At 54.9% G+C, this 16,150-nt stretch carries 8 protein-coding genes; 3 read left to right on the top strand and 5 right to left on the bottom strand.

The window, feature by feature from the left end; all coding sequences use genetic code 11:
- Nucleotides 1–2 precede the first annotated feature (2 nt).
- From G6R38_RS10465 to G6R38_RS10455, 3 genes are read right to left on the bottom strand one after another with little or no spacing between them, the layout of a single operon-like run.
- Complete coding sequence (locus G6R38_RS10465; RefSeq protein ID WP_166824285.1) at nucleotides 3–875, bottom strand: YihY/virulence factor BrkB family protein; 873 nt, start codon at nucleotides 873–875, stop codon at nucleotides 3–5.
- A gap of 38 nt (nucleotides 876–913) precedes the next feature.
- Nucleotides 914–3,448, bottom strand: coding sequence for a tetratricopeptide repeat protein (locus G6R38_RS10460; protein ID WP_166824282.1), 2,535 nt, complete (start codon nucleotides 3,446–3,448; stop codon nucleotides 914–916).
- A 48-nt stretch (nucleotides 3,449–3,496) separates the two neighbouring features.
- Nucleotides 3,497–5,839 (bottom strand): efflux RND transporter permease subunit, encoded by a 2,343-nt coding sequence (locus G6R38_RS10455; protein ID WP_166824279.1) that lies wholly within the window; start codon nucleotides 5,837–5,839, stop codon nucleotides 3,497–3,499.
- Between the two features lie 66 nt (nucleotides 5,840–5,905).
- Between G6R38_RS10455 and G6R38_RS10450 the strand changes: the two genes are divergently transcribed.
- Entirely contained in the window at nucleotides 5,906–7,264 is a 1,359-nt protein-coding gene (locus tag G6R38_RS10450) for an ArnT family glycosyltransferase (protein WP_166824276.1), read from the top strand.
- Between the two features lie 20 nt (nucleotides 7,265–7,284).
- On the opposite strand, the gene G6R38_RS10445 is transcribed toward G6R38_RS10450, so the two are convergent.
- Nucleotides 7,285–8,370 (bottom strand): WD40 repeat domain-containing protein, encoded by a 1,086-nt coding sequence (locus tag G6R38_RS10445; protein ID WP_166824273.1) that lies wholly within the window; start codon nucleotides 8,368–8,370, stop codon nucleotides 7,285–7,287.
- Between the two features lie 587 nt (nucleotides 8,371–8,957).
- On the bottom strand, nucleotides 8,958–9,536 hold the full coding sequence (locus tag G6R38_RS10440) for a hypothetical protein (RefSeq protein ID WP_166824270.1): 579 nt from the start codon (nucleotides 9,534–9,536) through the stop codon (nucleotides 8,958–8,960).
- 239 nt (nucleotides 9,537–9,775) lie between these two features.
- Between G6R38_RS10440 and G6R38_RS10435 the strand changes: the two genes are divergently transcribed.
- Together G6R38_RS10435 and G6R38_RS10430 are read left to right on the top strand one after the other, a co-directional pair.
- Nucleotides 9,776–12,220, top strand: a complete 2,445-nt coding sequence (locus G6R38_RS10435) for a VWA domain-containing protein (RefSeq protein ID WP_166824267.1) — start codon at nucleotides 9,776–9,778, stop codon at nucleotides 12,218–12,220.
- Between the two features lie 126 nt (nucleotides 12,221–12,346).
- Nucleotides 12,347–16,147, top strand: coding sequence for a hypothetical protein (locus G6R38_RS10430; RefSeq protein ID WP_166824264.1), 3,801 nt, complete (start codon nucleotides 12,347–12,349; stop codon nucleotides 16,145–16,147).
- Nucleotides 16,148–16,150: the final 3 nt, after the last annotated feature.

Here is a 16,150-nt window from a genome sequence, read left to right as displayed (position 1 = left end):
GGCTAATCTTCGTCTTTTCCCGACGAGTCCGACAACACTTGCACGTACTCCGCACCGAAAAAGATCAGCAAACTGATGTAGTACAGCCAGAGCATCACCGCCAGGAATGATCCGACAGCACCATATGCGTTTGTGTATTTGGTTCCGATGAGGACATTGGCAAGGACGTATCGACCGATTTCCCAACCGATGGCGACGAACGCGGCACCGCGTGCGGCATCTCGCCAGCGGACATCGGATTTCGGCAGCCAACGATAGAGCAACGCAAAGATCGTCAGGTTCAACAAGATTGTGACCGTAAATTCGAGGGTCGTCACCGCAATCGTGGGCAGCGGAATCCATTGGGACGCGACCGACTCGATCGCGTGAATCGTCATACCCGACAGGAACACTGCCACGACCATGACGCCCAAGCCACACAACATCAGAAACGCTCGGGCTCGTTCGAGCAGAACATACTTGATCGAAGCGATCACGCCTTTACTTTTCTGCTCCGCCACATTCCAAATGTTGTCGAAGGCACGCTCGAAGTGAGCGAACAACGCGATCGCCGTGAAAAGGAGTCCCAAAGCCCCCCACCAACCGCCAACAGCGGCACCGGTTTCGACTTGTTTGAGGATGTCGGCCACCTGAGCACGAAGCACTTCTGAACCTTGTTGACTGACGGCGTCCAAGATTTGCTTCTGGGCGTTTTGCCCCATATTGGTTGTGCGAGTAATGACCCCCAAGACCGAGATCAATACGAGCAGCAACGGAAACAGAGCCAACGCAGCATAGTACGCAACCGCGGCTGCCATCAGCGTGCCGTCGTCGCGTTTGAATTGTTTCGCGGTCGTTTTGAAGCGTTGAAATCGTTTTTTCGTCCAGGTCCACATACCTTGTCCGTCAATTTTTTTAGCCGCGAGAAGCTTGATTACCGAGACTTCCGCGGTGCTTGTTTTTCGAGTTGCTGGAATTTCGATCGCCATTTCGGTCCCCCGAGTTGGGGATGGAGAATCGTGGTGACTTGCATTAACTTTCGGAACTCCGCGACGTTACCAGTCCGAAGCATCAACTCCAAATTGTGAAATCGCGCTGCGAACCACGCATCCGTGCCCGGTTGTGTCATCTTCTCAACGCGTTGCCAATACGTCTGGGCACGAGCAAGTGATTCGGCGTCCGTTTCACGGTTCAGATTCCTGGCAGCTGCCGCCATTACTTCAGGATCGACCATTCCTTTAGCCGTCAGACGCGAATAGATTTTCGCCGCTCGTTCCGATTGACCAACCAATGTCAACGCCTGAGCCAACGCGAGGTCAATCGTTTGCAAATCGGTCTGATCAAGAGTCTCTCGTGCATCCTCCAGCGGTTCCGCGATACTCAGCAGCAACTTTCCCCACTGGCGTTGGGTTGAATCTTCAGCTTCGACTTCGAGTTTCTGCAACTGTCGAAGTAGTTCGAGACGCCGCTTGGGTTCGATCTGTGGAATGGCATTTGCCACTGCGAGAGCATCAGAGAACCGCTGTCGCCCGGCGAATGCATGAATCCGTTCAACGACGGCCAAATCAACAACTTGCTGCCAACGATTCGACTTTGTCGAGGACTGGGATTCTGCTCGAACGACTTTCGCAAGTGCATCTTCAGCAGCGGCAAAGCGGGGGGGATTGCGTTCGAGATTCAGCCGAGCCAACCAAACTGCGATTTCCGCTTGCCAGGCATTCTGGTCGGTTGCGGTTTCGGGGAACGGTGTCATCCACTGCGTAAGTTGCTGAATCGCACGGCGTTCCCATTCGGCTCGTTTCTCGACGATCGCCTGTTTTCGGGATGCATCTTGTTCACGACGTTCCAGCGTTTCCAACCAACGGACAATCTTGAACTGACACCGTGCCGCGGCCGTTCGTGAGAACGGTCCGCGTGGGTGTTCCAACGGAATCGCTTCGTAATAATTCAGAGCCTCGGTGTGTTGCAGTCGGGCTTCTTGCAGAGAGCCCAACATCCAACGGGCTTCGGCCGTCGTCGGTGATTGCGGGAACTTCTTCAAGTGCGTCTGCAGCGTCATCGAGTAGGTTTCACGATTCGCCGATGTCGGCTGTTGCTGGTAAACCTTGCCCAAGCAAATCGCACGAAGCAAATCCAATTCCGCGGTTCGTGGTTGGTCGGGAAACTCCATCACCAGCGTCGCAAGCCCCTCCGCAGCGATTGCATATTTTCCCTGACGAATCAAAAGGGATGCCCGCGTGTCGCTTAGCTCAAAGATCACCTCACGCCGGTTCCTCTCGATTGCCTTCTCGATTGCGGACTCGTAGCGTTTCTGAGCCAGTGACCAATCTGCCTCGGCGACGGCGGCTTCCGCGTGACGCACGATTTTCGATATCTCGGGCCCGTATTGAATGTCGGATTGAATGTTCTTCCAGACACGATGTGACCGCGCAGCCCAATATCCACCGATGAGCACGTCCGTCCGCTCGACCGCGTCACGGATGAGCCGTTCCAGCTGTTGCGTTTCGGCTGGTTGCCCTTTCTCGACGGTAATGCGACGCAACTCCGCGAGGGTGTGTACGTGCCAAAAACTCAGCTCCCCCGATACTTGCGAAACACGTTGCCGATGCTTTTGCAACAGTTCCGCCGCGTCGGGGGCTTTTCCTTCGGCGAGCAGCAATCGCACCCGTTCGACGAGCACAGAATCTGCAATCTCTGCGGATGGATGACTTTCCGCGACCGTTTGCAACAACCGTTCTGCCCGATTCCATTCGCCCTGTTCACGCAATTGACCGGCCCACGCGACTCGGGCACGCGCCGGCAATTCGACGTCGGCTTTTTCCCGGGCACATGCTTCCAGCCACTTCGCAGATTGCGAACGCGAACCGGCAGCGTCTGTGACATCAGCGTGATGTTGCCATGTCGTTCCAAGGGCGAGCCAAACCGATTGCCGAAGCGATTTCAGTTCCCAAAGATCGAACGCATCCACAGAATCCGGCTGCGGTTTGATCCGGTTCAATCGGTCTTCGACACTCGTGAGTTTCTCAATCGCGGACTCGGCGGTTGTCGCAACTTGAGAGCGAAGTTTGCGGTTGTTCGGATACAACGCAAGTTGGTGGGTCAGGAACTCCACACGACTCACGGGCACCATCGCATCTTGCACGTCCAACTCGATCAGACGCGGATGCTGCGGAAGAGTGTCACGAACACGTTCCAAGACTTGAGTCGCTTGCTGCCAATACGTGGATCGTTCCGCGTCGAGGACCGTGGTGGCGTGATGACAATACGTTCGGGAAAGTTCGACGGCGAGTGTAATCCGTTCGGCATCGAGCAAATTCGTTTCAGCTAAACGACCAAGACCGAAACTTTCCGCCACAAAGTATAACTGGCGATCACGTAACCCGGCGAAATACCGTTCGAGAGCCTCGTCAGCGGAAGCAACCGAGACACTGAAAAAAGCAATATTGAGCGCGAAGAGAATTCGAATCAAGAAACACGTTTCACACAAGAGTTCGACATGGAAAACCTGTTGTATTGTTTAAGCAACCTCACGATCCGTCCACCCCAATAACACGGGCAGCAGGAGCAGATTGCCGGCCAAACCTCCAAGCATCGCCAAGCTGACGAGAATTCCGAAGTACACCAGCGGAATGAAGTGAGAAAGTGTCAGCACGCTGAATCCGGCAATCAACGCCAAGTTTGCGTACACCAATGCCCGACCGACCGAAGCATGTGTCTCTCGCAATGCGGCCTCGCAAGACAACCCGGCAGCACGGGCGATGCGGTAGCCGAAAATGTAGTGAATGCTCGAATCGACCGTGAGTCCGATCGAAACGCTGGCGATCATCGCCGTCGCAATGTTGATCGGCACCCCCAACCAACCCATCACGCCGATGACAAAGATGATCGGAAAGATGTTCGGAGCCACCGCCACCAACGCGGTTCGCCAATCGCGGAAAGCCAGTAGCATCATCAGTCCAATACCGATCACGGCCAACACGAAACTCGTCACCTGATCGCTCAATAGACTTTGAATGAGGAAGGCCAACAGTACGAACAACCCGGTCGTTTTTGCTTTCGCTTGCGGGAATTGTTCGCCCAGCTCCTCGTCCACCCAAGTTTGCGAGACGTCTCGAACACGTCGAATCAGGTCGAGCTTCGCACCCGCCGGTTGTCGTTCCGGTGCCCGGAGTACGATCCGCATCCGTCCCGCTTCTGGGTTGTACAACGATGGAAGAAACTCCGGCTGCACTTGTTTCAGGACCGTCAATTGCCGCTCAAAATTCTGAGTCACGAACGGACGTTTCGGCACTGCGTTCACGCCATCGCTCACACTCAGAACCTTGGAAATCTCACCGGTGCCGTCGTCCTTTGTAAATTCGTCCCGGAGTCGCTTCGTAAGTTTTTCGACACGTTCCACAAATGCTTCTGAAAGTTCCGAAGGAGCGGGAAAATTCACTTCCCAAGTTCCGGCACCTCCCAACCGATCCGGTGTTTCCGCAAAATTCAGACCGCGAACGATTGGGCTGTCATCGCGGAAGTTCTTGCTGAAATCCGTTTCAACCTGAAGACGAAGAAACCCGAGACTGCAAAAAACCGTAATGACGGCGAACGCGATCAGAACTCGGATGCGGTGTCGGATCGTCCAATCAGTAGCAACCGTCAATCGTGCGGATAGTCGCTGTCCACTGACCCCACGAGGAGCAGCGTGTCGAGGTTTCCCAAGGAGAACACCACCAGGAAGCGTCGTAGCGACAGCGAACAAAACCAGTACGGTGGCCAATGTCATCATCATCCCGAAACTACTGACCGGAGTGATTTGGCTCGCCAACAACGCTGCAAAACCGGCGGCTGTTGTCAGACAGGTCCACATAATCGGAGAGAGCTTTGCGGCTAACGTGTTCCGCAGGGCCGATTCGGGATCGACTTCACCTTGGTCCCGAAAATGCACGGCCAAGTGCATCACGGTCGCGACTCCGATGATCGTCACAAGGGAATTCAACATGGAACTCACCATGCTGAGCCGTGCGTCTGAGAGCACGAGAATCGCCTGAGTCCAAGCAATTGTGACGACCACAATCAGCACCGGCAACGCAACCCATCGCACGCTTCGGAGCAAAATCAACAAAACCAACGCCAACAACACCAACGAAACGGTGAACAGGATCTGCCCGTCATCTTCGACGTATCGGAACATATCCAACACTTGCACCGGTTCACCGACCACGAACATCTCACGGTCGAACTCAGTGCCGAACGATTCGGTGACAGCACGAATCCGGGCAATGGTCTCCGCACGGGGGATTGCCGCTTCCGTTTCTGGTTGCAAACGGAGCACCAACGCAGTCGTCTCGTCGTTCCGCCCGATCAACACACCACGCATCAAGTCGTGTAAGATTCCCTGGGGCAGTTCAAAATCTTTCAGCGCATTTTCCACGAACGACTTGAGCAAGCCGGGAACCGTTGAAAGATCAATTTCGATCGTTTGCGGAGCCGACGCGGACGCCAAGTCTTGCGTGCTACTTGTGCTGATTCCGGGAATGTCGTGGAGACGGCTTCGGAATTCGTCCAAGCGATTACGGGCCTGATCAGAAAGATTGCCGAACTCGTCGAGCAATTCGGGCTCGTCAAACGCGATGATCACGAATTCGTCGCCGCCGAACAACGCCTTGCTTTCGCTGTAGTCCCGGAGCACAGGATCGTCGGACGCATACAGCGATTCGATACGGCGATCGAATTCCAAGTTGCGTCCGATCCACCACCCAAGTCCCAGCAAGACAATTGCGATTGGCAACAGGATGCCCCGCCAGCGTACAAGAGTCGCCGCCAATCGCATCCGGAGAGGCTTGCTCGAAGTTTCCTCGTTGGGAGGGGTAGACATCACTGCGAACGCTTTCCATTCTATAAAAGATTTTTTGCAGCGTATTCGACGTGAGCGGAACCGTCTATGCCCACACCGAGCGTATCCGAAACAAACCGGCCAACGACGAACCGAGCAGAGATTATGCTCGGTTTGACGCTGGTCACATTCACGATGATTCTCCGAATTGGAATTATTCTAGGTCTTCGTGGCGACCTGACCGGAGATATTGACGGTTATCTCGGAATTGCTCAGCAAATCGCCGATGGAAATGGATTTGCCAATCCAGACACGGGTCAGCCGACGGCGTTTCGGCCGCCACTTTATCCGGTGTTACTCTCTGGCTGGCTGGCAGTTGGCCCGCTGACCATCGGCGTTGCCATCTTGCACGTTTTGCTTTCAGCGGGAACCGTTTGGCTGACGTTCGCGACGGCTCGTCGACTTGGCTTGTCACTCGTCGGAGCAACCCTCGCAGGTGGTGTGGTCGCATGCGATCCGCTACTCGCACGCTATGCCGCGTTACCCATGACAGAAACACTGGCGACATTTCTAGCAGCGAGCCTGCTCTACCTCAGCTTCGGAACAAGCCGCCTGCAACAGTTTCTACGTGGAACAGCTTTTGGGCTGGCGGTGCTATGTCGGCCAACGTTTTGGGTCTTTGGCGGTTTTGCCGTCATCGCATGGATCATTCGTACCTGGGGAGACCAAGCCAACGAACCTCATATTTCTCTACGAAATCGAATTCCATGGACGACAATTTCCGTCGTCTGCATCCTTGTAACGCCATGGATGCTCCGCAACTGGAGCGTTTTCAGTCGACCAATTTTGATGACGACACATGGCGGCTACACATTGCTGCTGGGAAACAACCCCACGTTCGCGAGAGAAGTGGTCCACCAGCCGTTCGGCACGGTCTGGGAGGGCGAAAGTCTGCTGCGTTGGCAAGCGTCGTTAGAAGACGACATGCAAGCGGTTGGTATTGCGACGAGCGATGAATTGGATCGCGATCGATACCTTCGTGATCGAGCCATCCATTTTATTCGTTCTGAGCCGACGACGTTCTTTCAAGCGTGTTGGTTACGGTTCCGTCGGTTCTGGGGCATTTCCCCGCCGGAGTCGGCTGTTGAGTCGGTCGGTCGACTTTGGACACGTCTTGGGGGGCCACCGGATTCCGTGGACATGATCAAAGGTGGTGTCCGCTGGTCCGTGCGAGTTTTCTATCTCGCGTTATTCGCTGCCGCCGTCTTGGGAACATTTTCCAAAATTCACCGACCAAGTTGGCAACCCGTTTTCTGGTTGATCATCAGTTTGATGCTGGTTCACTTGGTCTATTGGTCCAACGCACGAATGCGAGCACCGACACTGCCGGCAATCGCATTGCTAGCAGCGTCGGTGCTCCGTGAGAATCAGCTATCGAACCGGAAGACATCGCCAACTCACTCGTAAGTTGCCATCATCGGCGAGGTTTACAAGCGGTAGAGTGGAAGCCAATCGTCTTCGTGCCACACCCGCACTTTACCGTCATAGCCGGCGGAGACCAGGAAGTTTGACTCCGGGATGTAGCGGACACAGCGAACACCAATCCGATGGGCAGGGAACGTGTTGACGGTCTCGCCGGTTTCGACATCATGAATCCAAACGTGCGGATTCAAGGCACCGCAAGCGAATGACTTGCCATCGGGAGAGAGCGTCAAAGCCAATACGCTTTGGCGACGGTCTGCTGTAATCTCCCACAACACCTCTTGGTTTTTCAGATCGTAGGACTTCAATTCGCCGCTCACGAATCCGCAGATCAATTGCGAGCTGTCCTTGGAGAAGACACATGCGGAACACGTCACAGATTTGTGATGCTCGAACTCGAATTGCACGTTTCCGGTTTCGAAATCTCGAATGGCAATGTTGCCGTGGAATCCCGTCGCCACAAAGTATTTGCCATCCGGTGATGTCGCCAACGCTTCGATTCGTCGCGTCCCAACGCGGAATTGTCCGTCACATTGCTGCGTTGCCAGATTCCAAATGGTCACATTTCCAATTTCATCACCGATGATCAATCGTTTGCCATCGGGTGAAAATGCGAGTTCGACAACGGCTTCCTGTGATGGAAAATTGACTTCAACATCCGACTGGCCGTCACCACGCACAGTGACCGTTCCGTCGAGATGCCCTAGAGCCAACCGCTCACCGTCCGGGAAGAACTCCACGCAGGTCACACCGTCTTCGGTACTCTCGTCCGCCCGCATCTCGCCAGGTTGAATATTGAGAGACTGCGCCGATCGCCCGGAGCGAACAACCATCACACGTCCCTGTTCAGACGAAACACTCAGTCCATAAATCGGAGCACTGTCGGTGCCGGGCGTTTCTTGCTCACTTGTTGAAGTCGAGGCCGTTGGCACCGCGAAATCTTCTTGGGAAAAGACGAGGGTCGCGATTGCGGCACATCCGGTCGTTGCCAGCAAGCACAGTTCACCCAGCCAACCCAACGCGATGCGACCACGCCGTGAGAGCCGAGCAGATTGCGATTTTTCGGTCCGAAAACGATCTCGCGTTTTCATTGTCGTGACTTCCTTCGCGTACTTTTTCTGTAGGAATTGTTTGCAACTAGCAAGGTGGGACAGTCGGCAGTTCCGAAGTAGATTGGCTCTACTTTGAAAGACACCCGATCGTCGTTTTTCCCGTGTAGAAAATGTGTGTTTGTGCCGAATTCTCTAAGATTTGTTCGAGACAAATTTTTTCAAACAACATATTCCTTCGTCATCCAACAACTTGCAGCAGGTGCAAGCCGACTGACGAATTCGGGAGAAAAGAAACTGAGCGCGAACCAAGAAAAAAGCGGTAGTTGGATTCCAATCACCAAATCAAAATCTCAGTTCAGTTGGTAGGAAACATGGCGGGAGTCGCCTCCGCGACGTTGATACTCCGTATGGTCACTTCCTATTGCAGATCACGTGCCATTCGCAATTTGCAGTGCTCGCCATCTTCCGATCAACGTGCGTAAGTGCAGTCTGAGGAAAGCATTAGAGAAGAGAGCGGCAAGGGGAATCCCTGAAGTGGTCGCAGCCGTGTGCCCTGTTTGTTTGCAGGGCGCGTCGAAATGAGATGCAGCCAGTAGGTGTTTTCCCTCACACAATCTTCACAAAGATCAATGAGCAGTCGAAACCAGCTTACGGATTGCGTCCCAAACGGCTTGCGTTTGGTCTTTCGCCAATTCGCCGGAACGAAAGGCAAACGTCTTCACAACCTTTTGCTGTTCATATAGCACGACTGTGATTGCGGCATCCGGATGAAGATTTTGATTGGCGGGTCCAGCGATGGCTTGGCTTGCGATTGTCATCGGGACGACGACTTGGTGGTTGAACGCGAACGTTTGCACGTCGGAGATTGCTTGACGAGGGGTGTCGCTCACGAGCACACAGAAACTCCGCAATCCATCGGCTCGATGAGCATCGACGATTCGATCGACACCCTGCAGCAGCGGTTTCAATTCCGGTTCGATTTGCCGCAGGAGAATCATCGCCACCGGACGACTGCCGTTGCGGCATACGTAGCAAGTCGACCGATTTTGCAGCGGCCCAGTGACAGCTCTTACGTAGAACGAGGGAACTTTCTCGCCGACTGTGCGTCCCGAACGAAGGGCTTCGGCCGCCGCGTTCGAAGTGGAACTCAGCAAACCAATGACGACGAAACCAAGAAAATGACGGAGGCAGGTTTTTCGTCGCATGGTGTTTTGGCCGAATCGTTGGTTCGTCAACATTGCTCGCGCGAGCCTGGATGGAATGGCATTCCCATCAAGAGGACGGGATATGTTTAGCCATTCTTTCGATTCCGAAGAGGACGTGCAACGACAAATTTCCGCGGACAGGCGACCGAGCCCGCCTTGTCGTTTATAATACCTCGATTTCATGCCTACGCACGGTTGCCCCGTCGGACCTGCCTTTTGAGTGAAAATCGACTTGTTGCATGCACACTTTGAAACGGTTCGTTGAATCTTACCTCGGACTCCCTCCGAACGATCCTGGTCAGGGAACGGCTTGGAACTTCTTGTGGAATTCGCCGTGGCCATCTTGGATGCCATCGTGGGCAGTCATGCTGCTGATCGTGTTGGTGATCGGCTTCATCGTGGGCATCTACCGCCGCGACGCCGCGAATGTTCCGATGCGTGTTCGCTGGGGCATGATCGCACTACGGTTCGGTGTGGTTTTAATGGCCGTCTTCTTTCTCTGCGAACTGCGACTGGCGGTCGATCGGACTGGTCTTCCGACTGTTGTTTTATTGATCGACGATTCCCTCAGCATGGGGTTTGAAGACGAATACACTGACCCAGCGATTCAACAAGCCGCCAGGCAGTTAAAAGCATCCAGCGAGTTGACGGAAACGACGCGATTGAATCTCGCCAAAGCATTGTTGACCAGCGACGACGGCGAACTGTTAAAGGACCTGCTCGCTCGACACAAAGTCCGTGTGTATCGCTTCAGTGATGACGCCATCGTGTTGGGTGAAGGTGGCGAATTGCTGAATGCCGACGATGTCGATCGACTCCTCCCAATCCTGCAAGGGTTGCAACCGGATGGTGAATCGACTCGCCCCGGTCCGGCTGTTCGGAAGGTTCTGGATGACCTTCGTGGCACACCACCGTCGGCGATTGTTCTGTTCAGCGATGGAATTACTACGACAAGCCAAGCGGATTCGCTTGCAAATATCACGGATGTCGTACGGAATCGTTTGGTCCCGGTTTTCACCGTTGGCCTGGGAACGGAAGAGCCTGCGCGGGATTTGCAGGTCTACGGTTTGTTGTCGGATGACATCGCATTCGTGGACGACCCCGTCACGTTTTCGGTCAAACTGAAGGCGTATGGCCTGGAAGGGGAATCTATTCAGGTCGTCCTGAAACGCAGCGACACCGGTGAAGAAGTGGATCGAACAACGGTGACGGCCGGTGAAGATGGCGTCAGCGAGAAAGTGGAATTTTTGTGGACTCCGACTCAAGAAGGGGAATTTGAATTTGTCGCGGAAACGGCCGTGCTGGACGACGAAACCAATACGAACAACAATCGTTCGCAACCGCAGATTGTCAGCGTGCGGCAAGAACCGATTCGGGTGCTCCTAGCGGATTCGGTTCCAAGATACGAATTCCGATATTTGAAGGCTTTGCTTGAACGGGAAGCATACCGTGAGGAAGGGCGACAGACGCTCGAAGTTTCCACGGTGTTGCAGCAGGCTGATCTCGACTTCACGGCCGAAGACCGAACCGCTTTGGACCACTTTCCCGTCCAGCGAGAGGAACTGTTTCGATATGACGTCATTCTGTTTGGCGATATCGATCCGTCTTCGCTTAGTCCGATCGTGCTCAAGAACCTTCAAGATTACGTTCGCGATGCCGGTGGAGGACTCGTGTTAATGGCCGGTCCGCGACACAATCCGCTCGCGTTTCAAGGGACGCCGTTGGAAACTTTGCTTCCGGTCGAATTGGAAAACGCTTCGCTTCCCCAGGAAGGCATTCCGATCGTGAATGGCTTTCATCCGGAACTGACCATTGAAGGCCGCACGTCCAACGCGGTTTTCCGATTCGAAGATACCGAAACGGAGAGTCTTGCCGTCTGGTCGAAGTTGCCCGACTGGTACTGGTACGTCCGCACGCCATTGCTGAAACCGGGAGCCGTAGTGTTCGTCAATCATCCGTTTCAGAACGGCGAAGACGGATTGCTGCCGTTGATTACGGTGCAGCAATATGGTGCGGGCAAAGTCATGTTTCATGCGACCGATGAAATCTGGCGATGGCGGTTCCGTCGTGGCGATTTGTACTACGGCCGATATTGGTTACAGGCGATTCGTTACCTCACCCGGTCGAAATTGGTTGGACAGGATCGCGGCGCGAGGCTCACCGCAGATCGTGAACAGTACCAACGTGGCGAGACGGTCACGCTGCGTTTGCGGTTCCTCGACGAACGTCTGACACCGACAGCATCCGACGGGGTCAGCGTGATGGTCGAACGTCGTGGCGACGTTCAACGCACGATTCAACTCAATCGCGTTCCGCAAGCGGCCAACGTTTTCGAAGGGCAGATCAGCGATGTCGGCGAGGGCTCTTACCATGTGTGGGTCTCCCGACCGACGTTTACGGAATCTCCGCCATCCGACGATTTTGTGGTGGAATCGCAAAGTCGAGAACTCATTCAACGGAACTTGGATCGTGATGATCTCGTCCAAATTTCCAAAGCGAGCGGCGGACGGTTCTTGTCGCTCGCCGAGGCTCGTCGTTTGAGTCGAATCATTCCACCGGGACAACCGGTGCCGCTCGAAAGCCAAGAACCGATTTTGTTATGGAACCGCTGGGAGTTTCTCCTGTTGTTCACCCTGCTGCTCGCTGGGGAATGGATCTGGCGGAAGCGTTGGCGATTGGTATGATGAAGAGTCACCCAATTCGCCTCCAAAAACCGGATCCGCATATTGGCTTTTCAAGCCATCAGAAATGAAGACCCTGAAAACGCAGCCCACCGAGTACGACGACTCGATCAGTCCCCGAGATAAACCATGACCAACCAGGATCTCAGGCAACAGTTGTTGCAACTCCGCAAACGCGTCCGTCAACTGTTGGCGTTGTACGGTGTGAGTTGGCTTGTCGCGGTTGTGTTCGGCGGGTTATTCCTAGCGGGATTTTTGGACTGGCTCATTCGGATTGACGATCCGGGTATCCGATTGATCTTCGGATGTTCGATCTTGATCGGCTCCGCATGGATCGCGTGGCGATTGCTGATCACACCACTTCGACGAACACTCAGTGATATCGACATCGCCCTCCGGATCGAGAAACGCTACCCCGGTTTTCGGGATAGTTTCGCCAGCACCGTTCAGTTCTTGGACGGCGAATGCGATGCCCGGATCGGTTCACCCGATCTGCAACGGCAGGTCGTTCAGCAAACGCTCCGTCACGTGCGACAACTGCGTGTGGAGGAACTCGTGGAAACACGGCCGATTCGTCGAGCGGTGATGGTCGCGATCGGGGTGTGTCTTGTTGTGGCGGTTGTCGCCGGATTCAACCAGGCCAACGCATCGACGGCATTACAACGGTTGCTCTTCCCATTTGCGGAACGTCCATGGCCCAAGAAAACACGTCTAGTCATTCTGGACCAGCAGTTCCAGCCGATTGGCACACAGATCGAACCTCTCCGCATCGCCCGCGGTGATCGACTCGATCTCTATATCGAGAACGAGCGAGGTGATCTTCCGGACGATGTTAAACTTCTCATTCGGACGGATGCCCCAACAACAAGTTCTCCAAAAACGACAGATGGCACCGATCCAGAAACCACTGCCGGCGTGCGTACCGAGACCGTTCGGAAGGTCACTCGCCAGGACGATCGTGGCGACGCGAGACCCGTCGGTGTGAGCCAATTGCGTCCGCTCGAAGAACAATTGTGGTTTCGGGCGGTCGGTGGAGATGATGACGAGATGCCTTGGCACAAAGTCGAAGTTGTGCCTCCACCGCAGATCGACTCGCTTCAGGTCACGCTGACCCCACCTGAGTATCTTGGGAAACCGCCCGCCGAACTTCCGCCCGGCACGGGGCACGTGGAAGGTTTTCTGGGCACACGCGTTGACATTACCCTGCATGTCAACAAACCGTTGCGAACGGCCCGTTTGCGAGTGAAGGAAGCCCCCGCCATTGCGATCCCGATCAATGCGGACGACAAACGCACATTGCAAACGTCATTCGTCATCGAAGAGGCTGGCGTCTACTCCTACTGGTTTGAACTGCAAGATTACCAAGGTTTCGAGGATGCCGACGCTCCGCGATACGAAGTTCGCGGCATCGCCGACAACACCCCTGACGTTTGGATCGCGCTGCCCGAGACAGACCGCCAAGTCACCCCCACCGCCGTGGTGCCATTCCGCCTTGGAGCCAAAGACGATCTCGGTTTAGCCGGATTGCGTTTGGTCTATCAAATCGCGGATGCGGAATCGAAGTCCGAACCGGTTTCGATCAGTCTGCCCTTCGAGGGCGAAGATCGGATGCAACAGGTCGCGAATTACGAGTTGGACTTAAGTCAATTCGCCCTCCAACCAGGCCAACAAGTCGTGACCTGGGCGGAAGCTGAAGACGCATTTCGCATTGACGAACAGCGACACATCGGGCGGTCGCTCACGCGGACCTTGTCGATTGTCACACCAGAGCAGAAAACACGGGAGTTCGAGGATCGACAGTCCGGCTTGGTTGATGAGTTGGCAGATGTCGAGGAATCACAACGCCAGGCACGGGAAACGATTCAGCAACTCCAAATCCAATTGGAGAATGCCGGCGAACTTCGACCGGAAGACATTGATCAACTCAAACGCGTTGAAATGGAACAAAAGCAGATCGGCAGTCGGTTGACACATCCGCTGGATGGGATCGACGCTCGGGCCGAAAACATCCAAGACGAAATGCAGGCCAATGCCATTCAGTCCGAACCGATGCAGCAACGGCTCAAACGGATTCGAGAGGAATTGCGTGTCATCCAGGAGGATCATCTTCCCGAAATCGAACGGGCATTGATCGACACGCGAAAGCAAGCCGAATCCGAGACCAACGCTTCCACAAAACCATCCGAGGACGAGCAACGGAATCGTCAGAAAGAGCAATTGGAGGAAACCGCCGGTGAGCAGGACGCGATATTGAAGTCGTTGGGGACTTTGCTCGATGAACTCTCGGAGTGGCGGCGACAGCGTGACTTGTCGACGGATATCGAGAACCTCCGTGACGAGCAAGATTCTCTCAACAACGAACGAGCCGAGATTGGCCAACGAACGCTTGGCAAGAACCGCTCGAAACTCTCGCCGCAAGATCGGGCGGATTTGGCGAAGCTGGCGGATCGTCAACGTGATCAGGCCGAGCGTATTGAAAAACTTCAGTCCGATCTCAAGAAATCAGCCGAGACACTAAAAGAAAGTCGCCCGGACATCGCCGAACGATTGGACGATGCCCAACGGCATCTGAGTGAGTCGGCCACCGCAGGCATGCTGAGGGAAGCTGCCCAATCGCTAGCCGAAAACGAAATCGGTTCCGCCGCCGAGCAACAGTCGCAGGCCACGGAGCAACTCAAGGAACTCGACGACATTCTGCAGAACCGGGGTGCCGCGAACACCGAGGAACTTGTCAACGAATTAGAGACCCTGCGGAAGCGGTTGGAGGAACTGAAACACGATCAAACCGAGATGCTTCGCAAGATGCAGGATGCCGAGTCGATCGACGATCCGAAGGAGCAGAAACAAGAACTCGAGCGGCTCCGCAAGGAGCAAGAAGAACTCCAACAACGAGCGGCGGAATTAGCTCGTGAACTTCGCCGGATGCAAGCCGGTCGTCCTGGTTCGTCGGCACGTCGGGCAGCCAGTCGTATGGAAGAAGCCGTTCAACGCTTGACCAAGGAGGACCCGAACGCAGTTGAGGAAATGCAGGAAGCCCTCGAAGACTTGGAGCGAGCCGAGCAGGAACTTGCGGAGGAACAACAAGCCGCTGAGGAACAACTCGCGCGGGAGCTGCTGGAAAAAATTGCCGACGAAATTACGGCCTTCGTCGAGCGTCAACAAGCGGTCATTGATGAAACCAATCGGTTAGAAGCCGAACGTCGCGATCGCGGTCGACTGACACGCGGGCAACTCGTCTCACTACGGAATCTTGCAGAACTACAAATCACGCTCGCCGACGAAACTTCCGAATTGGCGAAGAAGATTGAAGCGGCCGCCGTGTTCGCACTCGCCATTCGGGGGGCCGAGCACAACATGCGACAGGCTGCCGAACGATTGCAAAAGCGGATGACGGACCGTTCCACGATCGATGCCGAGGAAGCCGCTCGGGATCGGTTCCTCGATTTGGTAGCGGCTCTGGAGAAAAACAAAAAGGAACCCGACGCGGAACAGGAAACGGACGGAGAACAAGCGGACCAACAACAGGACAAGCCTCAGTCGGGCGGACCGCAAACCGACGGCATTCCGCAACTCGCCCAACTCAAAATGCTCAAGTCGCTGCAAGAAGACATCTTGCGACGCACTGCCAAACTGGACCGCAAACGTGCGGATGGGGAACTCAACGAGGACCAGCAAGCGGAATTGGCCGAACTGACCGAGCAACAAAGCACGCTTGCCGACATTACACGCAACTTGACCAAACAAGTTATGGATTCGTTCGGCGGTGATCCCATTGGTTCCGAGCCTGATCCAAGCGAGCCGGACGAACCGCAAACGAAACCTGCCAAGGCGAAGAAGCCGGAATCGAAGTCTAAGGATGATGAACTCAAGGATTTGGGAATCGACCTGGACTTGGAACTGGACGACCTCACCCCGGAGAAACCGGAGTAAACT

Origin of the sequence: Thalassoroseus pseudoceratinae, assembly GCF_011634775.1 — a bacterium.
Lineage (GTDB): Bacteria > Planctomycetota > Planctomycetia > Planctomycetales > Planctomycetaceae > Thalassoroseus > Thalassoroseus pseudoceratinae.
Note: the sequence above shows the minus strand (reverse complement) of the source record. Positions and strands in the feature narration are given on the sequence as shown.